This window comes from Halorussus lipolyticus (assembly GCF_029338375.1).
GTDB lineage: Archaea > Halobacteriota > Halobacteria > Halobacteriales > Haladaptataceae > Halorussus > Halorussus lipolyticus.
Map to the genome: position 1 here is coordinate 2,712,308 of NZ_CP119804.1, position 19,480 is coordinate 2,731,787.

Genomic DNA, 19,480 nt, shown 5'->3' on the forward strand with positions numbered 1-19,480 from the left:
ACAAACGTGACAACCGACCAGCCTTCGGCACCCGATTCTGTGGACGCGCTCTCGGACGACGACGACGACAATCCCCGTGTAGTCTCTGACGAGAGCGACGGTGACTACGAGTTAGAGCAGTTGCTAACCGACTTCTACGCCGACTGACCCCCGCTTCCCCCGCGCTCCTCGTTTTCGACGCTCCGGTTGCCGCCGCCTCGTCACTCGCCGAACAGCCACTGTTTCGCTCGCATCAGAATCGACCCGCGACGTCGAGTCAGTTTCCGGGTCAGGTCGGCGTTCTCACGCTTGAGGCGTTCGTTTTCGGCGGCAAGTCGCTGAACTCGTCGTTCGAGGTCCCGCGTGTCGGCGTCGGGTCGCTCGTCGCCCCCAGTTCCGCCGTCGGCCTCGGCGGTGTCTCCTCCGATGTGGCGGGGTTCGGTTCCGACTGCCTCGGTCCCGGTGTCGTCGGTTCCGTCGAGGGCGTTCCGGTCGCCGGTCCGGCCCGCGAGGACAGCGTTGACGACGCCGCCGAGAAGCAGAATCAGACCACTGAAGTAGAGCCAGATGAGCAGGAGGAAGGCGCTCCCGAGCGTGCCGTAGACGGCCTCGTACCGGCCGGCGTAGGCGACGTAGGCCTGAAACGCGCTCTCCAAGACGGTCCACCCGAGCGCGGCGACGACCACGCCGGGGACGACCTCTCGGAGCGTCACGTCCACGTCGGGGAAGACGTAGTAAATCGGCAGGAAGGCGACGGCGAGGCCGACGACGAGCAGGAGGGGATTCAGCACGGCCGGATACGGCAGGGTTGGGACCAGCGCGGACACCGCTCCGACAGCGAGGAACGCGAGGACCGCGACCCCGAGTCCGAAGAAGACGACCAGCGCGTTCTCGACCTTGCCGAGGAGCGTCTTCTCGCGCTGGGAGTCGTAAATCTTCGAGAACGCCACGTCGAGGCTTCGGAAAATCTTCGACATGCCCCACAGCAGGGTCACGGCCCCGACGAGCGACACGCCGGTCCTCGCGGAGGTCACGTCGAGCGATTCGACCAGCAGGTCCCGAGCGTAGGGGGTCAGAAACTGCTCGGTGACCGCGGCCAGTTCGGCGGTGAACGCCTCGTTGCCGACCGCAGAGAGGACCACGAGGAGGAACACGAGGAGCGGGAGCATCGAGACGAAGGCGTGGTACGCGATGCTCCCGGCCATGAACGTGATGTCCTCGGCTTGGACCTCCCGCCACGAGTTCCGCACGACTCGCTCCGCGTCGTCGCGCACCCCCATGCCTTGCTACAAGATGGCACACAACAAAACGTCTCTGCCTCGGCAGGCGGACGTACGACGGAGGCCCCGACTTACGGAAGTACGAGGAGAAAGCCCCGCGCTTCAGGGCGGGGATGAATCCGACAATCGGCTACACAATCTACCAACAATAGTACGACCTGATATTCCAACAGATATTTAGGAAATTGTGACTAATTATAAACGTAATGGTCACGGTGACTATCACCACGAAGTTCCACAATCCATCCCTCTCACGGCGGAAAGAGTGGCAACACGCCTCTCGTCTCTACCGGGACATCAAACAGTTCTGCATCGACGGATGGAAGAACGGCGACTTCGACAAATCCGTGACCACGGCCAGCATCAACAACGGACTCTACTCGGCCATTCAGAATCAAGCCATTCGAGAGGCGAAGTCCGACCACAACAAGGACGGAGAGGTTCGCTACCGAGAGAGTCAGCCGTTCGCCGTCAACAATCAGAACTGGGAGATTGACACGACCGAGAACGGAACGGTCGTCGTCGGCTTCCCATGCGTCTCCCAATGGTGGTACACCCCGATAGAAGTGTACGACGACATTGCTGACCCCGTAGACCGACTGGTCGAAGGGGACGCCAAGAAGACACGCCTACAAGTGTACCGCCGTGGCGACGACTGGTACTGTACGTTCAACATCAATTACGACGCCGACACGTCGGGCGAGACGCCCATTGGTGTCGATATTGGTGAACGGCACATCCTCGCTGTGACGGCCTACGGCGAAGATGAGTCACTGCTGGTGTCTGGTGGTGAGGCGAAGTACGTTCGGCGCAAATATCGTTCCCTACGCGATTCGCTTTCGGAAGCGGGTGCGCTTCGCGCACGGAACCGTGTGGGTGACAAAGAACAGCGTCGAATCAAGGACTTGAACCACAAACTCTCCCGTCGTCTCATCACGTTCGCGGAACAGTTCGAGAACCCCGTCATTCGGATAGAAGACCTCGAAGGTATCCGCGAGAACAGTTCGTGGTCGGGCGTCCACTCGTGGCATTTCCACCAACTCCAACAGTTCATCACGTACAAGGCCGAACGCGCTGGTATTCGCGTCGAGAAGGTTGACGCCTACCATACCAGCCAGCGATGTTCGGCGTGTGGTTCGATGGGGACCCGTGATGGCGACCACTTTTCGTGTTCGGAGTGCAACCGTGGACGCCACGCCGACCTGAACGCGTCGGAGAACATCGCACAACGGGAGGGAGAACCATGCACGGCCTAACACTTCGGGTGAGGCGAACCGTGCTACCTCGCTGGTTGAATAGCCAGCCGTCGTCATCGGGCTATGCCCGATTGCTCGTGGGACGTTGTCCCACGCTGTTGACGCTCGCTGTATGCGGGGAGGAAGGCCCCATTGACAGGGCTACACGCGCTGGAAAGCACACCGTTGGTCACAACTCGGTGGCGACTGTTGACGGCCCACGCGAAAGCGTACTTGAGGCCCGAGGAAACGCGCAACCTGAATATCCCCTTCGGGGAATCCTCGCCCTTTAGGGCGGGGAGGATGTCAACCGTCGAGTTGCTGGGCGATGTCGGCCAGATTGTCGTCGGGCGACTCGGTGGCCTCGTAGAAGGCCCGCTCGCCGGGTTCGCGCAGGCCGTACTTGAATCCGGCCTCGATGACGTCCACGAGGACCGACTGGCCGAACTCGACGCCGGTGTTGTCGGCCCAGTCGCCGAGTCGGTTGTCGCCGCTTTCGGGGTCGCGGGCCACGCTCGGCGAGTCGTAGAGGCCCCGAATCTCTCTGCCGTCGGCGGTCAGAGGCGTCTCGATGTGGGCGCGGTACTCGGTGTCGTCGGCGACAACCCGGACGAGTTCGCCGTCGGGAAACTGGTCTGCGTCGTCGTCGGGAATCTCTATCTTCGGGCGGTCGAGTCCGCCGCTCTGGGCGAGGGTCGCCCGGACTGTCGTCAGCGAGGAGTGGTCGCTCGGGATACGGTCGGCCATAGCGGATGCTATCGGGCCTAAGAGGGTGAGAGAGAAAACGCCTGCGGTCGAAATCTACTCGTCGTCGCCGTCGCCGTCGCCGAGGAGGTCCTCTACGGACCCCTCGCCGGCCTCGGTGATTTTGACGTTAAGCTGAGCAACAGCGTCGCTGACCTCGCCGCCGCGGACGGTCACGCGCTTTCGCTCGCCGTCGCGGGACGGTTCGTAGCCGACGCCGCCGTCGAGGAGGACTTCTTTGAGGTTCGGTCCGGACACGTCGCCGCGCATCGGGCGACCCGCGAAGTCGGAACCGCCGGTAATCTCGACCGTGTAGCCGTCGAGACCGAGCGCATCGCCGTCTACTTCCTCGCCGATGGATTTGCCGAGGAATCGGTTCGCGTCCTGTCCGTCCACGTCGCGCTGGTAAGTCGCCCCGGAGTCGGGGTCCGCGACGACGACCTGAAAGTCTGCCATACGGAAGAAAAAGAGGACGCTCCCTAAAAATACGTCGAAGTGCCCCGGCACCCCAGCGGTTCCGGAAGACTCCTCGTCACAACTCGCACCCGAGGCCGACGCCGGAGACGCCCGACGCGGTGACGCTCAGCGAGAGGTCGGCGACGTGGCCGTCGCACCTGACGAACCCCCACGCTGTGAGGACCTCCTCGCCCTTCCGCCGGACGGTGAAGACCGCGTTTCCGGTCGCCGGCACGTCCTCGTCCGTCACGGAGAAGTTGGCCGTCCCCTCGAAGAAGACGCCCCCGACCGTCTCGTTTCGCGGTTCGACGCGGGTCGCGCCCGATTCGGGGCCGAACGTGACCGCGCCCTGCCCCGGCGGCACCGAGACGGTCCGGTTCGTCCCGTTGGCGTAGGTCACGGCGACGGCCTCGTTGGGGTCGGCGACGAGGCGCGCGGTCACCACGTAGGTCGCCGACGAGTCGCCCGTCATCTCGACCGTGAACGTCTGGCTCCCGGTGGGTATCGGCGTCGTCTCGGTCTCGTCGGTCGAAACGGTCGCACACCCGGCCAGAACGGCCAGCGCGACGAGCGCGAGCGGGAGGGCTAATCGTGTCACCTTCATGGACGATGGTTCGACCCGAAGCGACTTAGTTCGGTCTGCGGCCCGCTTCGGCCGCGCCGGACCGATAGCGGGAGACGTAGCCCTCCGTCGTCGCAGACCCGACCCTCGAACAACTATACATTTCTTTAAACTCTATATATGGTTCTGTTACAATTGTATCGATTTCTCTTACCGGGTTGCGACGTGCAGAATCTACTACACTCCGGTCCGATTCTGCTGTTCAGCCCGGTCGTCACGACGGGGGTCGCTCGGCTCCGGCCGTTCAATTTAGCGTGGAAACTTTTCCCTGTCCGTGCCGTACCTGACCTATGCGAACTCGAACCAAGGCACTGCTGGCCGGCGCTGGCGGCCTCCTCACAGCGTGGGTCGGGTGGGGTGCCTACGTTGACCGCTCGACTGAGGAGGTCCCCTCCGAAACCGTCGCCGAGTTCGACGGCGTGGAACTCCGGCGCTACCCGAGACTCGTCCTCGCCGAGACCACCGCCGAGGACGAAGCCACCGCGTTCAACCGACTGTTCCGGTACATCTCGGGCGAGAACGAATCGGGCGACGAGGTGGCGATGACCGCCCCAGTGGCGAGCAAGGGCGCGAAACTCCCGATGACCGCGCCGGTCCGAACCCGGCGAAGCGAGACCGTCGAATCCGAGGGCGAGGAGATTTCGATGACGACGCCGGTCCGCACCGAGTCCGGTTCGGGCGAGGTCACGATGGCGTTCTACCTTCCGGCCGACTACGGGCCGGGCGATGCGCCGATTCCGACCGACACCGCGGTCCGACTCGCGGTCGAACCGGCCCGGACGCTCGCCGTCGAGTCCTTCTCGTGGTACGCCACCGAGGACCGGGTTCGCCGGCATCGAGACGCGCTCTTCGACGCCCTCGACGCGCGCGGTATCGAACCCCGGACCCGACCGACGCTCCTCCAGTACGACGACCCGTGGACGCCGCCGTTCATGCGCCGGAACGAGGTCGCGGTCGAGGTGGACCACGAGGCCGTCGAGAAAACGTAGCCGAAACCGAACTCCGAACGCCCGACGCTACTTCCCGACGAGGGCCTCGCCGATGTCGCCGTACTCGACGACTTCACCGCCGTACTCGTCGGCGAAGGAGGCGGCGTCCTCGTCGTTCGAGAAGGGTACGAAGTCCGGACCCATCGCCCCTTCGACCTCACTGTCCACGACGTAGTTGAGGTCCTCGGCGCGGGCGAACGACTCGGGGTCCGTGAACGACGAGATGGTCGTCGCACTGCCTTGTGTCGAAACGTCGTACTCGACCGACGAGTAGTCGGTGACGTAGGCGGCGTCGATGTTCCAGCCCATCTGCTCGTGTTCGAGTTTGTACGGGAAGAAACACCGCTTCAGCGAGTCGAAGCGCGCCGGGTTGTCGTGGCCCTCCGGACTGTTGTCCCCGTAGAAAATCTGGCCGTTCGGGCCGGGATGCTTCCCGATGACCATCCCGCAGACGTCGCAGGCGAGGTCTCCGGCGAGCGGAACTGCCGCCGGTGCTTGGCCACCGTCACCAGTCAGACCGCCGAGACACCCCGCGAGCGAGGCCGTGACGCCGAGTGCGCTGGCCCGGAGGACGCTCCGGCGTCGTTGGTCGGTGCCATCGGTGTGGGTCCCGTCTTCGCCGTGGCTATCTCCGCAGTCGTGGCCGTGGTCGAGCGTGTGGTGGCGGCGAGGTCCGCCTCCGTCCCGAGAGTCCATGCGCGTAGGTTTGAACCAGCGGCACAATACGCCTTGCGTGTTTCTCGGAAACCGATAATCGAGAGAAGGGGGTAAAAGTGAGCGGTGTCTATACGCTCCCGAGACGCGTTCCCCTGCGGACCGTCGCCCAGTTCCGAGATGAACCCGAAACACGTCCTCGCCGTCCTGTTCGCCTTCCTGCTGGTGAGTAGCGCCTCGTTCGCCGTTGACGTGGGCGCACAGCGCCCCGACCCCGTTCCGTTCTCCGACACCATCGACATGGGGATGACGGCGGCCGCGACCGTTCAGGCACACGAGCGGGACATCGAAATCCCGCGCGCAGAAGTGTTCTACTCTCAATATCGATACGTCGTCGGCTACCACGGCGTCACCTCGCTGGTGGACGAACTCGGCCGCGAGGGCCACACCCGCCAGTTCGGCGTCCCGCTCACGATTTACGTCAGCGACTACGCCGAGGCCAAACTGCGGGTCGGCGACGACGGACTCCTCCGGCGACCCGACAACCCTTCGACCTATGTCGGGTGGGTGCCTGCCGACGAGGCGTACTTCGTCGTCGGGAGTCGCGCCCGAACGCCCGCAGGGGAAACAATTGTACCATACTCCTCGAAGGCGTCTGCCGAGGAGTTCGCCGACCAGTACGGCGGCGAAATCCGGCGCTGGGACGAGATTCGCTCGCTGTCGTTCGGCACCGGGGCCGCGACCCGAGAGGCCTTCCAGCAGGAGGTCCGCAATCGCCACTCGTGGGCCGACCGCCGGGTCGCTGACACCGAGTCGCTCCTCGACCGGCCGGTCTCTGTCGTGGTCGGCGATGACGCCCCGACGCTCTCGACAGCGGTCGAAACTGCCCCGCCAAATACGACCGTCCGCGTCCCGCCGGGGACCTACGACGCGAACGTCACCATCGACAAGCCCCTGACGCTCCGCGGTGCGGGCGACGCGACGCTCCTCCGGGGGAACGGAAACGGAACTGTCGTGACCGCAATCTCCTCGCGCGTGGCAGTCGCCGACCTCCGGATTTCGGGCGTCGGCACCACCCTCTCGGCCGAAAACCTCTCGACGAATCGCTCGGACCAGTGGGACTACCGCGTCCAACTCGGCTACGGGTACGGGGACGCGGGCATCACCCTCGACTCGGCGAACGAGTCGCTGGTCCGAAACGTGACGGTGGACACCCCGGCGAACGGTGTCGTCGTGCGCTGGAGCCAGCACACCGTCGTAGACGACGTGCGAGTCAACGGGAGCGACGACTGGCAGGAGGGCTTCATGGGCGTGATGGTGATGCGCTCGGAACTCGTCGTCCAGAACTCGACGTTCGTCGGCGGGCGAGACGGGGTTTACACCCACCTCGCGGACGGCATCGTGATTCGGAACAACCGGATGGTCGGCGAGGGCGGGATGCGATTCGGCGTCCACGAGATGTACACATCCGACGCGCTGGTGGCGAACAACACCGCCTCGGGGGCGAGCATGGGCGTGGTCGTGATGACGCGACCCGAGGGCAACCTCATCGTCGGCAACGAGGTCCGAGACAGTTACTCGGGCGTCAACGTCGGCGGGCGGGCGTCCTACGTCGCCGATAACGTGGTCGTGAACAACCACTACGGCATCGAAGCGCCCTCGAAAACCTCCATCTACGAGCGCAACGTCGTCGTCGACAACGACGTTGGGTTCCGGGCGTCGTCGCTCATCCCGACCAACCTAGTCACCGAGAACGACTTCGTTGACAACGACGAGTACGTCTCCTCGATGCTCGGTCCGCTCCGGGTCTGGACCGCCGACGGCCGGGGGAACTACTGGTCGGGCGCGCCCGGCGGCGACACCGACGGCGACGGCGTGCTGGAGCGGTCCTTCCACCCGACCGGCCCGGTCGATAGCCGGGTAGACGAGGTGTCCGGCGCGAAGACGCTGGCGGACTCGCCCGCGCTGTCCGCGCTCCGGGCGCTTCAGGGCGTCGTCCCCGGCCTCCGACCCAACGGGGTCGTGGACGAGGCACCGCTGGCTGACCCGGTTCGGCCGGAAATCGTGGCCGAGGAGACCGGCGCGGCAAACGCGACTGGCGCGAATCAGACGGGAGGAACGCAATGACAGACCCCACTCAGTCCGACGGCGAACGGGAGGTAGCGGAGGGAGGCAACCAGACGCAGGTCCTCGAAGTCGCGGACCTCGGCCACTCGTTCGGCGACGTGGACGTGTTCGCTGACCTCTCGTTTTCGGTCGCTGAGGGGAGCGTCACCGCGCTGGTCGGGCCGAACGGGTCGGGCAAGACCACGCTCCTGCGGGCGGTCCTCGGTCTGCTCGCCCCCGACGAGGGCCGGGTGGCGATTAACCGGTCGCCCGACAGCGGGCGTCGAATCGGCTATCTGCCACAGAGTCCCGCCTTTCGACCGACGTTCACCGTCGAGGAGACCCTTCAGTTCTACGCCGACCTGCTGGACAAGGAGGTGAACGTCTCGGCCGTCCTCGACCGTGTTGGCCTGTCGTCGGTGCCCGACCGCCGGGTGGACGCCCTCTCGGGCGGGATGACCAGACTCCTCGGAGTCGGACAGGCGATACTGGGCGACCCCGGACTGGTCGTGCTGGACGAACCCACCGGCGACCTAGACCCCCGGATGACCGAGTACGTCTTCGACGTGGTGGCTGACCTCGCGGACGACGGGATGGCGATTCTGCTGGCGACCCACAACCTGACCGGCGCGGGGAAGGCCGACGACGTGTTGCTCCTCGACCACGGCGACGTGGTGATGTCCGGGTCGCCAGCGGACTTCGTGGCCCGGACCGAGACCGACGACTTCCGCGGGGCCTTCCTCGAACTCACGGGCGGCGAGGAGGGCGCGGTCAGCGTCGGGAGCGCGAAGCGCACGGAAGAAGCGGATGCCGAGGACGCGGCCGACTCGACCGCACCCTCGGCGAGCGTTCGGTCCACCGGAGGTGACGACGAGTGAATCGTCGGTCGCTCGACCGGGCGTTCGCGGTCGTCGGTCGGGAACTGAGTACCGTCGTCCGGACGCGGGCCTTCCTCGCGCTGGCCGGCGGGTTCGCGCTCGTCGTGGCGGTGCTGGCGTGGACCGCGGACCCAATCGGCTACGTTCCCCTCGTCCTCGACCTGCTCACGCCGGTCGAGGTGCTGGTGCCCGCGCTGGCGCTGGCCTTCGGCTACCGGTCGGTCCTCGGCGACGAGGAGCGGGGCGAACTCGACGTGATTCGGACCTACCCCGTCTCGCGGGCGACGTTCGTCCTCGGGGTGTATCTGGGGCGCGCGGCCGCCCTGCTGGTCGCGGTGGTCGCGCCCCTGTTGGCGGTGGCGCTCCTCGTGCCCGCGTTCGGCGGCGTCGGGACGCAGGTCATCGCCTCCCACGCCGCGACCGACTCGCCGCTGGTCTACCTGCGGTTCGTCGCGCTCACCTCGCTGTTCGCGCTGGTTCTGATGGCGGCCGCGCTGGCGGTGTCCACCACTGCCGGAACGACGCGCTCGGGTCTCGTCGTGGCCATTGCCCTCGGCGTCGCGCTGGTGGTCGGGTTCGACGCGAGCATCGTCGCGGGCCTCGCGGGCGGGGTCGTTCCCGAGGGCGGACTTGATGTCGTCCTCGCGCTGAGTCCGAACAGCGCCTTCCGCGGCCTCGTGCTGGAGATAGTTGTCGGCGGCGTCGCGTCGGGCGCACCCGCGGCGTCTCCCACAGCGAGCGTCCTCGGTTTGCTGGCGTGGTTGGTCGGCGCGCTCGCGGTGGCGGTCGTGACGGTCTGGTCTGGGACGCGGCGGTAGTCGAGGCTCGGAAACGGGGTTCTTCCTACGAGAAGTCGCCGAGACTGGCGTTGATGCGGTACGAATCGTCCTCACTGCCGCCCTCTCCGGGTTCGACCTTCCGGACCCACGCGGTGTAACTCTCGGGCAGGTCGTCCAACTCGACGCGAATCTTGAGGACCGTCGATTCGCGGGCCTTGACAGCCATCGCCTCGCGCTGGCTTCGCTCGAACGACCCGTCTCCGGCCTTGACCTCGCACCAGTACTCGGTCAGGACCGGCCGGTTCGGGCCGAGGCGGACGACTGCTCGACAGTCGGGTTCCCACCGCTTGCTCGTGCCGACGGTGACGGGTTCGGGGTCACGGTCGAGTTCGACGCGCACGTCGTCGGCCTCGCGGTCGGCGAGGTCGGCGTCCACCCGCGCGAAGTGGGTCAGCAAGGGCGGGTTGACCTCGGGCGAGCAGACCACCGCCTCGCCGAGCGCGCCGTACTGGTTGGCCTCGGTGTCGAAGGTCAGTCCCTCGGTCGGCGACCCCTCGGGGTCCCACCGCTTTCGCTCGGGCCACGCCACGAGATAGCCATCGACCTCCTCGGGGTCCTGCGGTGCGGCCCGCTGGACTTTCACCGTCTCGCTGTCGGCCGAGAGGTCTCTGGCGCGACGGTGGGCCTCGGCCTTCGAGTCGAATTCGAGTCGGTCGCCCTCCTCGCGCACGAGTTGTCTGACTGGTCTGTTGGCCTCTCTCGCGCTGTCCTTGACGGCGACGAGAAACGGGTCGGAACCGGGATTCATTGTCGGTGTCTGGTCGGGGAGGGCATTTGAATCTGAAGATGGCGGTGCGGCGAGAACTGGATTTCTGAATCGGGTACGGAGGCTTTTCAACCTGCACTTGATGTCAAATCGTAGCATAATACTGGATAGAAGGCATCATATGTCAAAAATATCTACTTTTTCAATATATTTATTATTATGCGGTCGATTTAGCATTATATGGCTAACTACGACGAAAATGCAGAGATAGCTGGCAAGTACAGTCTCGCATTCATCCAAGCGGCAGGGGAAGTATCGTCCGTGTTCGAGAAGAAGACTCGTGAGATGTTCGAGAAAGCCCTCGGTGGAGAAGTGAAGCCCGAAGAAATGTACGAATTCGGCAACGTTGTCGAGGGGTACTTGAAAATTCAAGAAGAAGTCGGCGATAATACGATGAAACGGGGTGGCGAGGCGTCGGCGAAAACGGTCCCGATTCCGGACGACACGGACCTCGGCGAGGCGTTCGACGTACTCTTGGAGGAACACAACAGACAGTTCCAAAACTCGGATAGGGAGTATCCCGGCGGCAGGTATCTGCATGATATCGACGGACGAACTGGGCGTCTCGGAGTCGACGAAGCGTACCCGCTTCCGAAGTCGTTCGTACAGGGTGTGTATAAGGGCCTCATTGAGGAGTACGGACCGAGCGATGCCATGCCTGCGTTCGAAGAGGCGGAACCAGAAGGTGACGAACGCTTCGCGTGGGACGTAACTTGGTAGAGTTCCGGTAATCGAGTCAGCGCTCAACGCTTAGGGGGCGTGTACGGGTTTCCGGACAAATATCGAAATCACGACAAATTCTACTCCCATACCGCGTTGGAGTCGAACCGATTCTTCTCGAGCGAGGATACTTATTTGCTAGTGCACTGCCCTCAACGAGCGAACCTTCGGGTTGCAGGGAAGGCGGTGGGTACGGTTCGTGGGCCAGTCCACGATGGCCCCGAATCGGGATAGCGTGTTTGCGTATCGTTCCGCCCTTCATTTGTCGACTGCGTCCTCGAAGGTTGGACAGTCACCGATTGTCTGCTATCCCTCCATCTGGTAAAGGCTGAAAATAAGTGTCGGCTGTATTCCCGCCTGAGTGCGCCACTCGGCCTTTGGCCTCTATTGTTCCGTGAGAACAAGGACGTGGCCACGCAGAAGTTAAATTACTGACTTAAGTATGTGGAGAATCCTCTACTGGTCGAAACAGTTAGCTCTCGCCTGAAGAGCCATCTCGCCCGCAACTTTTCAATAGCGCCGAGTTCTTCGACAGAGCCGTTTTTCGCTTCTGAGTCTCACTAGCGGTAGCCTTCGGTCGCAAAGTGGCTCTGCATCAGCCACTCCATCATCGCAACCATCTTGTCGCTGTCGAGCGAGGTCATTCCGAAATCGCGCTCGTAGAGTTCGTCACGACGGCGCTTCCAGTCGGCGATGAACTGCTCGACGATGCCCGACGATTTGATACGGGTGATTACCTCCTCGGGGTCCAGTTCGCCCTCTTCGAGGCGCACGAGGTCGGTTTCGTCGATGACTCCCTGATTGATGGCCTCGACGAAAATACCGGCGCTGTAGTCGTGTTCGTAGACCTCTCGCTCCCACGTGATGATCCAGTTCCCGAGTCGCCACATCGGCTGGAGGTTGTACACGACTCGCCGGAACTCTCGGAAATCGCTCCTCTCGAACGAGGGTGAGAACATCAGGTCGATACCCCAGAACAGGTACAGGCCGATGGCCTGCGTGTCGTAGTGCCACGTCTCTTCGGGGTTCATGAGCGCACGGGAGTTGGACGACTGCTGGGCGTATTCCATCGCTTGGACGTTGTGCCGGAGGTTGAACATGAACGTCTCTCGGAACTCCTCGAAACGAGGAGACGAGCGGAGACGGTCCATGAGTGCGGTCCAGACCCGCTTGATACTTCGAGCGTAGTTGGAGTTGATGTCGTCCCGCTCCCAGTCGGGTTCGACTTCGGGATAGGCAGTCTTGGCCAGTTCCCAGAAGGTCGTCTTGTCGTCGAGTTGCTCGCCGACGTCGTCGATTAGTGTAATGTAGATGCTAATGAGCGTCTTGGCCTCGTATGCCGTCTGCTCGTACTCGTCTCCGACACACTCTAGCGTCATCGGTTCGCCGAAAATGTATCGAAGCCACTTCCACGTAAACAGTTCTCGGTCGCCGAGGACGCCGTCGTCTTGAACGATTTCCTTGATGTCAGACGAAAGTTTCGTCGCTTCGACGTCGTTGAGTATCTGCTTCCGCACTCGCTTGTCGAACGGGATATCTAAGTCTCCGACAGTCGCGGTGTCGTCCACTGCAGACATTGTCGGGACAGTTACCTTTTCCCCGGTCTGCTGGCCACCGGTTTCGGGTACAGTCGTGAGCGTTTTGTCGCTTTGCATCCGTTCGATTTCGCCTGCGAACTTGTTTGCCATATCAGTCCGTATATATCTATTACTAATAAAGATTTTGCTAAATTAAAGATTACCTCGGTAGAAAATGGGATTATGATGCTATTTCGCCGCTTCGGGCTAAGTTACTTAGGTTGATGTATAAAAGTACTACCTTGCAAGAAAAGATTCGGTCCGACAGACCCTCAGAGGGTAATATACGGTACTTCGGTCGAAAAGAGCGGGATTTTCTCGCGCGCGCTCCGGCGCGCCGTCGAACCGCCTCCCAACCGAGGCCGCGCGACCGGCGATTCGTTCCGCTGACCGGCGGATAAATATAACAAAAATTATACTTATGCGGCATTCGTCTGGGCCGTACTCGTCACGAACTCGACTCGACAAATCCGGGCCGAAACGTCGGGGAAATATTCCGGTTGCTTAAAGCAATTATCTGTTATGTCCGTGGTTGGCGTGCCGAGGAGAGTAACGACTATCTCTCATGCGTGCGCGGGCAACGCGCGCGCCCGAGAAAAATCGAAAAGCAGTCGCCAGCGGCGACTACTCCCGAAAAGGCCGTTTAGAAGGGGTACTCCCGCGGTTCGTTCTGGACCGAAATCCACTTGGTCTGGGTGAACTCGTGGAAGATTTCGTCGCCGTCGTAGCGGCCGATGCCCGAGGCCTTCATGCCGCCGAACGGGATGGCTGGCTCCTCGTTGATGGGTTGGTCGTTGACGTGGACCATACCGGCGTCGATGCGGTCCGCGAGGTCGCGTCCTCGGTCGAGGTCGGTGGTGTGGACCGCTCCGGCGAGACCGTACTCGGTGTCGTTGGCGAGTTCGACCGCTTCGTCCTCGTCCGAGAAGGGGATGACCGGCGCGATGGGGCCGAAGTGTTCGTTGCAGGCCGCGGGCATGTCGTTTTCCGCGTCCGAGAGGACGGTCGGTTCCACGAACAGGCCGTCGGCCTCGCCGCCGGTTTCGAGGGTCGCGCCCGCCTCGACGGTCTCCTCGATGTAGTCGATGAGGTCGTCGCGCTGGCCCTCGTCGATGACCGGCCCGATGACGTTCTCGCGCTCTCGCGGGTCGCCGATGGGGAGCGATTCGGCGCGCTCGGCGAGTTTCTCGACGTACTCGTCGTAGACGGATTCGTGAACGAGGTGGCGGTTGATGGAGATGCAAATCTGGCCCTGATGGAGGAACGACCCGAACACCGCGCTATCGACCGCGGCGTCCACGTCGGCGTCCTCGGTGACGACGTAGGGGTTGTTGCCGCCGAGTTCCATCGCGGGGAGCGCCAGCGTCTCGCCCGCCAGCGAGGCCACGCGCTTGCCGACCTCGGTCGAACCGGTGAACGCCATCACGTCGAGTTCCGGGTGGGAGGCCATCCGGTCGCCGATGTCCGACCCCTTGCCGGTCACGACGTTCAGCACGCCGTCGGGCAGGCCGGCCTCCTCGAAGATGCGCGCGATGAGGAGACCCCCAACCACGGGCGTCGAGGACGCGGGCTTCAGCACGACGCTGTTGCCCGTCGCCAGCGCCGGGACGACTGCCCGGAGCGAGAGGTTGAACGGGAAGTTCCACGGCGAGATGACGCCGACGACGCCCTCGGGGACGCGCTCGACTTCGTTCTCCTTGCCGGGAATCATCGAGTCGTGTTCTTCGGTGCCCATCTTCTCGCCGAACCCGGTGGCGTGGTGGGCCATCCCCTTGGCGGTCTGCCACTCGGCGAACGCCTTGGCGTTGGCACTGCCGGATTCGACCGCCAGCGATTCGAGAATCTCGTCGCGCTTCTCGTCCAGAATCCCGATGGCGTTCTCGATGACCTCGTTGCGCTCGTCGGCCGACTTGTCCGCCCAGTCGTCTTGGGCCTCGGCCGCAGACTCGTAGGCGAGGTCTACGTCCTCCTCGGTCCCCGCAGGTACCTCGGTGAGTTGCTCGCGGGTGGCCGGGTTCTCGACTGCGATGGTGTCTCGGTCCTCGTCCTCGACCCACTCGCCGTCCAGATACAGTGCGTTCCAACTGTCGTCGGTGGTGAAGCCTCGTTCCGTCACGACTCTGGCTTGGTGTTGGAGAGGCAAAAACCCAACCGAGTGCCGCCGGTCGGACTCACCTCCACCACCAACGAGTGCCGGCGGGGTTCGTACACCGCCCAATTTGATTACTCGAACACACTCGGCCAGTGAACGAAAGTTTATAACACGTCGGGGGAAAACTCCCCTTAAATGAGTGACGGCGGCTCCAGAAACGAACGCGGGACCGATTCGCCCGGCGAAGACATCGTCGCCTTCCAGTCTCGACTCCGGCGACTCAAGCGCGAGGGCTGTAACCTGCTTGTCGTCGGCGACGTTCCCCGCGAACTGTTCACCCGCGCGAGCGAGAGCATGGTCGGCGACGCCGACGCCCGCCGATGGCGCGTGTTCGGCCTCACCGACGCGACTCCCGAGAGCGTCCGCGACAGGATTCCACCGGACGACGTTGCTCCTCGTCCCCGGTCGGAGACGACCAAACTCGTCTCCCACTCGGTCGGGTCCCAGCGCACCGCCGATACTGCCCCGACCGCGGCGACTGCTGATACTGTCTTCACCCCCGGAACCGGGACGAACGACGCTCGTCACGAGACGACGCCGACTCCTCCCGCGGTGGACGTGAGCGACGGCGACCTCACCGCATTCCGCCGGGAACTCGTCTCGGCCGTCGAGGAGTTCGGCGCTCGAAGCCACCGGCCCGCCGAGGTCCGTCTGGCAATCGACTCGCTCGGGCCGCTGTTCGACCACTACGATTTGGAGGCCATCCGCGAGTTCCTCCGGGCAGTCGGCGACCGAGTTCACGCCCGGAACGCGATGGCCCACTACGTCCTGCCGGTGGCCTACGACAGCGACCCGCGGCGGGTCCTCGCCGACGAGTTCGACGCTATCGTGGAACTCCGGACGACGACCGAGCGACCGGGCGACTGCGCCGCTGGCGACGACTCCTCGGCAGACGACTCGCCCCGACTGCACCGCCCGGAGGAGCGCTGGCACCTTCCGGACTCGGACGTGACCATGCCGTGGGTTTCCCTCTGAGAGGCGAAAAGTTCGAGTACCCCCGGCCGAGATGTTTCGTAGCCTACCCGCGGACTACTGAAACGGTTGTACTTCAGGAGGACTCAGATGCCACCGAGGTTCGACACGCTCGACGATACTACCGGATTCGAGGTCGTAGACCCAATCGAGACCCGCCGGTTTATCTTTTCGACGCCGACGCCGGTCGAACTCGCGCCTGCCGACCCGGAGGCGTTCGAGTTTCCGGTCACGTCAGCGGCGACTGTCGAGACGAAAATTCTACGGCTTCCGTACATGGCGCTGACCTACGTTCGCCAACCCGCCGACGAAGTTCTCGACGACCTCGCTCACGATGCGTCGGCCGAGTTCCCGCCCGGTGAGTACCTCCTCGAACTCAACGCACCTATCAAGCTATATCTCCGGGTCGAGGCCGGTATCAGCGTCGAATCGGACACCGAGTCGATGCGAATCGAGTTCGACCGCGAGACGACGGTCGAAGTCGGTGCGCGGTCCTTCCACGAATCGCCCGAGGCGACTGTGACTACGACAGACGACCCGGAGGACGTGATGGCCGCCGTTTCGACGTTCGGGTCGGCGCTCAAGACCACGACGTGCGAGCGGTCGTGGCCGACTCTGCGCGGCCATCCGCCCCGCGTCGAGCGCGGCGACGAGTTGGCGATTCCCGACGAACTTGCGACGTCCGAGACCGGCGTCACTATCGAGGTTCCGCCGAGACTCGACGCGATTTACCCGGTCGCGCCGCTGGCGTACTACTTCGGCGCGGAAGTCGTTCCGGGCGAGACGCCACGATTGACCGCCGGCGAGTTCGAACACCGTTTTGAGGGCGGTGAGAGTTTCCAAGACGAGGTCGTTCGTGCCCTGAAACGGACGTTCCTCCTCGACTGCCTCACTCGTACCGAGGGCTTTTATCCTATTGAGTTGGCTAATCGCCAGCAGTTCGATTCGTCTGTCGATATCGACTTCGAGACGCTCTATGACGCAACAATCGAGGAGCAGTTACAGACGTACTTTTCGATTCCATACTCGGTGCTGGCCGAAGCGATGCCGAAGTGGCACAGAGTCACTTACGTCCGACCGTCCGCCGAAAATATCGAAGTGCTTCCATACTTAGTCAACGATTTTCCGATTCTCCGGACGCCGCCCCAACCGACCTACGACGAGTCGGAGGAGATGCGCGAGACGCGAGATGCGATAGACGATTTCAAGCGGGGGGAGACTTCGGGTACGAGTGCGGTGCGGAGTCCTGAGAGAAACGCCAGTCCACCGTCGAGACAAGGAGTCCCGCCCCTCGAGGAGTACGTCCAGATGCCTGACACAGATGCACTTGAACAGGCGTGGGTCGGTGATGGGACGCCGATACGCGGGACGAAAGTGCTTCCGGAGGCGTTCGGGCACGAATCCGAGGACGCAAGCGAGGGAGTCATCGACATCACTGTCGTCTGCAACGACGAGCAGATGCGCGAGGAGTGGGACGCGATTGCGGAAGTGTACGGCCCACGTGAGGCGATTTCGTTCGACCCGAGCGTCCACTTCGACGTGGCGGCCGACGAACTCCGAGAGTTGTTACAGACACCGACCGACCTGTTTCACTACGTCGGCCATATCGACGGCCGTGGGTTCGAGTGTTCTGACGGGGTAGTAGACGCACAGACCCTCGACGAGGCCGGAATGAAAGCCTTCCTTCTCAACGCATGCCGGTCGCACAATCAAGGTGTGGCGCTCGTTGAGGCCGGATGTCACGGCGGCATCGTAAGCCTCGGTAACGTAGGAAACCCCGCCGCGGTTGAACTTGGCGAGACGTTGGCAAAACTGTTTCAGGCAGGTTTCAGTATCGGAAGCGCACTCGCCATCACCCGCGAATCCACGTTCGTCGGGTCCCGATACATCGCGGTCGGGGACCCCGGTTTTACGCTGACTCAGAGCGACGACGTGATTCCGCTAATGTACACGGTCGAACCCGGCGACGGAGATAGATTTTCGCTAACAGGATACGGATACCCGACCAGAGACCACGGTATCGGAAGCATTTCGACGACGTATCTTGACGACGGTCCGCACTTCCTTTCTACCGGGCCGTACCGCTTCGAGACGACACGAGAGCGTATCGCAGACCTCCACAGCGACCAACCCTACGCGCCGTTGATAGTCGATGATGAATTAGTCCTCGTTCACGAATGGCTAAATCAGAGCTAATTTACGGACCACTGCTTCCGGTACCGCCGCCGGCCACGACGTGACCGGTCTCCACGAGGAGCAGGACGAGCAACCACGCGAGGTGAACTACTTTTTCGCTACCTGTGACGCGTTCGACCGCATTCTCGATAACGGACATGTAATAAAAAATCAGTCGGGGGTGTTTAGTTTATTTTTCGATATTCTCTCAAATACTTACCTAGGTTATCATATCTACTTCAAGCTTGTGGCTGGATAAAGGCTAGAGACGGTTCGAGCAATCTGCTCCGGGTGAGAGATTCGTTCGTCGCCCAAAGATACACGACCCTCGGCTACGAGGAGTAGCCCGAAGCCATGAAGAAAGTTCTCGCTTCCGTCGGCATCGGCAACGCGTCCGTCGATACCGTCCTGTCCTCCGCGACCGTAACGCCCGGTGAAACCGTCGATGCAGAAGTCAACGTCAGCGGCGGGTCCGCCGAGCAGGAGGTCGGCGCGATTCGATTCGAGTTGGAGACCCGGTACGCCACCGAGGACGGCTACGAGGAGGCCGACATCGACCGGTTCACCCTGACCGAGGACCTGACCATCGAACCCGACCACGAGGAGACCCGCGCGGTCGAAATCGAGATTCCCTACGGGACGCCAGTCACACTCGGTAACGTGGACGTGTGGGTCGAGACCGAACTCGACATCGACTGGGCGGTAGACCCCGAGGACAAGGACTCCCTCGACGTGCAACCGACTCCACGCTTGCAGGCGGTCTTCGAGGCGATGGAGGACCTCGGCTTTTCCTTCCGGAGCGCCGAGTGCGAGGCCGACCCCTACGACCGGTACGGAACCGGCAACCGGTTCGTCCAAGAATTCGAGTTCCGCCCGCAGGCGGGTCCCTTCCGGGGCGACTTGGACGAGGTGGAACTGGTCGTCGCCGAGACTCCCGAGAAGCTAACGCTGTTCGTGGAAATCGACCGCCGGGGCGGCCTCCTCAGCGAGTTGGCCGAGACCGACGAGTCGAAGACGAGTCTGACGGTCCGGGACGCAGACGTGGATGCGATTCGTGACGACTTGGAGCGGACGATTTCGAAATTCGCCTGAGAGACTCGTATCCCTTTTTTTACCCGAGTCGAAGCGTATCGCTACGAATTCGATGAAAATCGTAGTCGGAACAGAATCGCCGCCGTGAACGCTTCTTGAAGCCCCCGGCCGGTCGCGGTCGTTGCTCGGCATATCTGCGCCTCTCAGCAACGCCCGGCGCAGATAGTGGCCGAGCAAGCGACCACGGGCCTGACGGCCCGCGACCGGCCGGCCCCTTCATCCACCGGAAGACATTCCTGCTCGG

General features: G+C 63.1%; 19 protein-coding genes. 10 read left to right on the forward strand and 9 right to left on the reverse strand.

Translation table 11 applies throughout. The features are described from left to right. The first annotated feature begins 6 nt into the window (after positions 1-6). Positions 7-147 carry a hypothetical protein gene (locus P2T57_RS13655; protein WP_276299767.1) on the forward strand — a complete coding sequence of 47 codons (141 nt, stop codon included), beginning with the start codon at positions 7-9 and terminating at the stop codon, positions 145-147. 53 nt (positions 148-200) lie between these two features. Here the strand turns inward: P2T57_RS13655 and P2T57_RS13660 are convergent, their stop codons facing one another. After that, positions 201-1,259 (reverse strand): YhjD/YihY/BrkB family envelope integrity protein, encoded by a 1,059-nt coding sequence (locus P2T57_RS13660; protein WP_276299768.1) that lies wholly within the window; start codon positions 1,257-1,259, stop codon positions 201-203. Positions 1,260-1,465: 206 nt separating this feature from the next. Here P2T57_RS13660 and P2T57_RS13665 point away from each other — a divergent pair, with 206 nt between their 5' ends. Further along, positions 1,466-2,515: an RNA-guided endonuclease InsQ/TnpB family protein gene (locus tag P2T57_RS13665; RefSeq protein WP_276299769.1), complete on the forward strand. Its 1,050-nt coding sequence runs from the start codon at positions 1,466-1,468 to the stop codon at positions 2,513-2,515. Positions 2,516-2,800: 285 nt separating this feature from the next. On the opposite strand, the gene P2T57_RS13670 is transcribed toward P2T57_RS13665, so the two are convergent. The 3 genes from P2T57_RS13670 to P2T57_RS13680 form a co-directional block, all read right to left on the reverse strand. Beyond that, the gene (locus tag P2T57_RS13670; RefSeq protein ID WP_276299770.1) at positions 2,801-3,241 is read right to left on the reverse strand and encodes a DUF7112 family protein; all 441 of its coding nucleotides are present in this window, start codon (positions 3,239-3,241) and stop codon (positions 2,801-2,803) included. 54 nt (positions 3,242-3,295) lie between these two features. Beyond that, a complete protein-coding gene (locus tag P2T57_RS13675; RefSeq protein WP_276299771.1) occupies positions 3,296-3,694 on the reverse strand; it encodes a 30S ribosomal protein S6e in 399 nt (132 codons plus the stop codon). 76 nt (positions 3,695-3,770) lie between these two features. Continuing rightward, positions 3,771-4,298 (reverse strand): hypothetical protein, encoded by a 528-nt coding sequence (locus P2T57_RS13680; RefSeq protein WP_276299772.1) that lies wholly within the window; start codon positions 4,296-4,298, stop codon positions 3,771-3,773. A 308-nt stretch (positions 4,299-4,606) separates the two neighbouring features. Between P2T57_RS13680 and P2T57_RS13685 the strand changes: the two genes are divergently transcribed. Continuing rightward, entirely contained in the window at positions 4,607-5,305 is a 699-nt protein-coding gene (locus P2T57_RS13685) for an SOUL family heme-binding protein (protein ID WP_276299773.1), read from the forward strand. Positions 5,306-5,332: 27 nt separating this feature from the next. Here P2T57_RS13685 and P2T57_RS13690 read toward each other — a convergent pair whose 3' ends face one another. Then, a complete protein-coding gene (locus P2T57_RS13690) occupies positions 5,333-6,001 on the reverse strand; it encodes a nitrous oxide reductase accessory protein NosL (protein ID WP_276299774.1) in 669 nt (222 codons plus the stop codon). Between the two features lie 138 nt (positions 6,002-6,139). Here P2T57_RS13690 and P2T57_RS13695 point away from each other — a divergent pair, with 138 nt between their 5' ends. The 3 genes from P2T57_RS13695 to P2T57_RS13705 are packed head-to-tail and all read left to right on the forward strand — an operon-like array spanning position 6,140 to position 9,761. Continuing rightward, positions 6,140-8,086 carry a NosD domain-containing protein gene (locus P2T57_RS13695; RefSeq protein WP_276299775.1) on the forward strand — a complete coding sequence of 649 codons (1,947 nt, stop codon included), beginning with the start codon at positions 6,140-6,142 and terminating at the stop codon, positions 8,084-8,086. Beyond that, positions 8,083-8,943, forward strand: coding sequence for an ABC transporter ATP-binding protein (locus tag P2T57_RS13700; protein ID WP_276299776.1), 861 nt, complete (start codon positions 8,083-8,085; stop codon positions 8,941-8,943). Before P2T57_RS13695 ends, P2T57_RS13700 begins: the two co-directional genes overlap by 4 nt. Next, positions 8,940-9,761, forward strand: a complete 822-nt coding sequence (locus P2T57_RS13705) for an ABC transporter permease (RefSeq protein WP_276299777.1) — start codon at positions 8,940-8,942, stop codon at positions 9,759-9,761. Before P2T57_RS13700 ends, P2T57_RS13705 begins: the two co-directional genes overlap by 4 nt. 25 nt (positions 9,762-9,786) lie before the next feature. On the opposite strand, the gene P2T57_RS13710 is transcribed toward P2T57_RS13705, so the two are convergent. Continuing rightward, the gene (locus P2T57_RS13710; protein WP_276299778.1) at positions 9,787-10,530 is read right to left on the reverse strand and encodes a DUF8081 domain-containing protein; all 744 of its coding nucleotides are present in this window, start codon (positions 10,528-10,530) and stop codon (positions 9,787-9,789) included. A gap of 198 nt (positions 10,531-10,728) precedes the next feature. Between P2T57_RS13710 and P2T57_RS13715 the strand changes: the two genes are divergently transcribed. After that, entirely contained in the window at positions 10,729-11,268 is a 540-nt protein-coding gene (locus P2T57_RS13715; protein WP_276299779.1) for a hypothetical protein, read from the forward strand. Positions 11,269-11,828: 560 nt separating this feature from the next. Here P2T57_RS13715 and P2T57_RS13720 read toward each other — a convergent pair. Both P2T57_RS13720 and P2T57_RS13725 read right to left on the reverse strand, forming a co-directional pair. Beyond that, positions 11,829-12,956, reverse strand: coding sequence for a hypothetical protein (locus P2T57_RS13720; RefSeq protein ID WP_276299780.1), 1,128 nt, complete (start codon positions 12,954-12,956; stop codon positions 11,829-11,831). 532 nt (positions 12,957-13,488) lie between these two features. Then, entirely contained in the window at positions 13,489-14,961 is a 1,473-nt protein-coding gene (locus P2T57_RS13725; RefSeq protein ID WP_276299781.1) for an aldehyde dehydrogenase family protein, read from the reverse strand. 171 nt (positions 14,962-15,132) lie between these two features. Here P2T57_RS13725 and P2T57_RS13730 point away from each other — a divergent pair, with 171 nt between their 5' ends. Continuing rightward, complete coding sequence (locus tag P2T57_RS13730) at positions 15,133-15,972, forward strand: DUF7504 family protein (protein ID WP_276299782.1); 840 nt, start codon at positions 15,133-15,135, stop codon at positions 15,970-15,972. 87 nt (positions 15,973-16,059) lie between these two features. Further along, positions 16,060-18,165, forward strand: coding sequence for a CHAT domain-containing protein (locus P2T57_RS13735; protein ID WP_276299783.1), 2,106 nt, complete (start codon positions 16,060-16,062; stop codon positions 18,163-18,165). Between the two features lies 1 nt (position 18,166). Here P2T57_RS13735 and P2T57_RS13740 read toward each other — a convergent pair whose 3' ends face one another. Continuing rightward, a complete protein-coding gene (locus tag P2T57_RS13740) occupies positions 18,167-18,304 on the reverse strand; it encodes a hypothetical protein (protein ID WP_276299784.1) in 138 nt (45 codons plus the stop codon). Positions 18,305-18,498: 194 nt separating this feature from the next. Between P2T57_RS13740 and P2T57_RS13745 the strand changes: the two genes are divergently transcribed. Further along, positions 18,499-19,236: a sporulation protein gene (locus P2T57_RS13745; RefSeq protein WP_276299785.1), complete on the forward strand. Its 738-nt coding sequence runs from the start codon at positions 18,499-18,501 to the stop codon at positions 19,234-19,236. Positions 19,237-19,480 lie beyond the last annotated feature (244 nt).

What these genes read in the sequence shown, in the direction of transcription:
- P2T57_RS13660 (WP_276299768.1), bottom strand. Translation starts at nt 1,259, where the DNA reads ATGGGGGTGCGCGACGACGCGGAGCGAGTCGTGCGGAACTCGTGGCGG.
- P2T57_RS13665 (WP_276299769.1), top strand. Translation starts at nt 1,466, where the DNA reads ATGGTCACGGTGACTATCACCACGAAGTTCCACAATCCATCCCTCTCA.
- P2T57_RS13670 (WP_276299770.1), bottom strand. Translation starts at nt 3,241, where the DNA reads ATGGCCGACCGTATCCCGAGCGACCACTCCTCGCTGACGACAGTCCGG.
- P2T57_RS13675 (WP_276299771.1), bottom strand. Translation starts at nt 3,694, where the DNA reads ATGGCAGACTTTCAGGTCGTCGTCGCGGACCCCGACTCCGGGGCGACT.
- P2T57_RS13680 (WP_276299772.1), bottom strand. Translation starts at nt 4,298, where the DNA reads ATGAAGGTGACACGATTAGCCCTCCCGCTCGCGCTCGTCGCGCTGGCC.
- P2T57_RS13685 (WP_276299773.1), top strand. Translation starts at nt 4,607, where the DNA reads ATGCGAACTCGAACCAAGGCACTGCTGGCCGGCGCTGGCGGCCTCCTC.
- P2T57_RS13690 (WP_276299774.1), bottom strand. Translation starts at nt 6,001, where the DNA reads ATGGACTCTCGGGACGGAGGCGGACCTCGCCGCCACCACACGCTCGAC.
- P2T57_RS13695 (WP_276299775.1), top strand. Translation starts at nt 6,140, where the DNA reads ATGAACCCGAAACACGTCCTCGCCGTCCTGTTCGCCTTCCTGCTGGTG.
- P2T57_RS13700 (WP_276299776.1), top strand. Translation starts at nt 8,083, where the DNA reads ATGACAGACCCCACTCAGTCCGACGGCGAACGGGAGGTAGCGGAGGGA.
- P2T57_RS13710 (WP_276299778.1), bottom strand. Translation starts at nt 10,530, where the DNA reads ATGAATCCCGGTTCCGACCCGTTTCTCGTCGCCGTCAAGGACAGCGCG.
- P2T57_RS13715 (WP_276299779.1), top strand. Translation starts at nt 10,729, where the DNA reads ATGGCTAACTACGACGAAAATGCAGAGATAGCTGGCAAGTACAGTCTC.
- P2T57_RS13720 (WP_276299780.1), bottom strand. Translation starts at nt 12,956, where the DNA reads ATGGCAAACAAGTTCGCAGGCGAAATCGAACGGATGCAAAGCGACAAA.
- P2T57_RS13730 (WP_276299782.1), top strand. Translation starts at nt 15,133, where the DNA reads ATGAGTGACGGCGGCTCCAGAAACGAACGCGGGACCGATTCGCCCGGC.
- P2T57_RS13735 (WP_276299783.1), top strand. Translation starts at nt 16,060, where the DNA reads ATGCCACCGAGGTTCGACACGCTCGACGATACTACCGGATTCGAGGTC.
- P2T57_RS13740 (WP_276299784.1), bottom strand. Translation starts at nt 18,304, where the DNA reads ATGTCCGTTATCGAGAATGCGGTCGAACGCGTCACAGGTAGCGAAAAA.
- P2T57_RS13745 (WP_276299785.1), top strand. Translation starts at nt 18,499, where the DNA reads ATGAAGAAAGTTCTCGCTTCCGTCGGCATCGGCAACGCGTCCGTCGAT.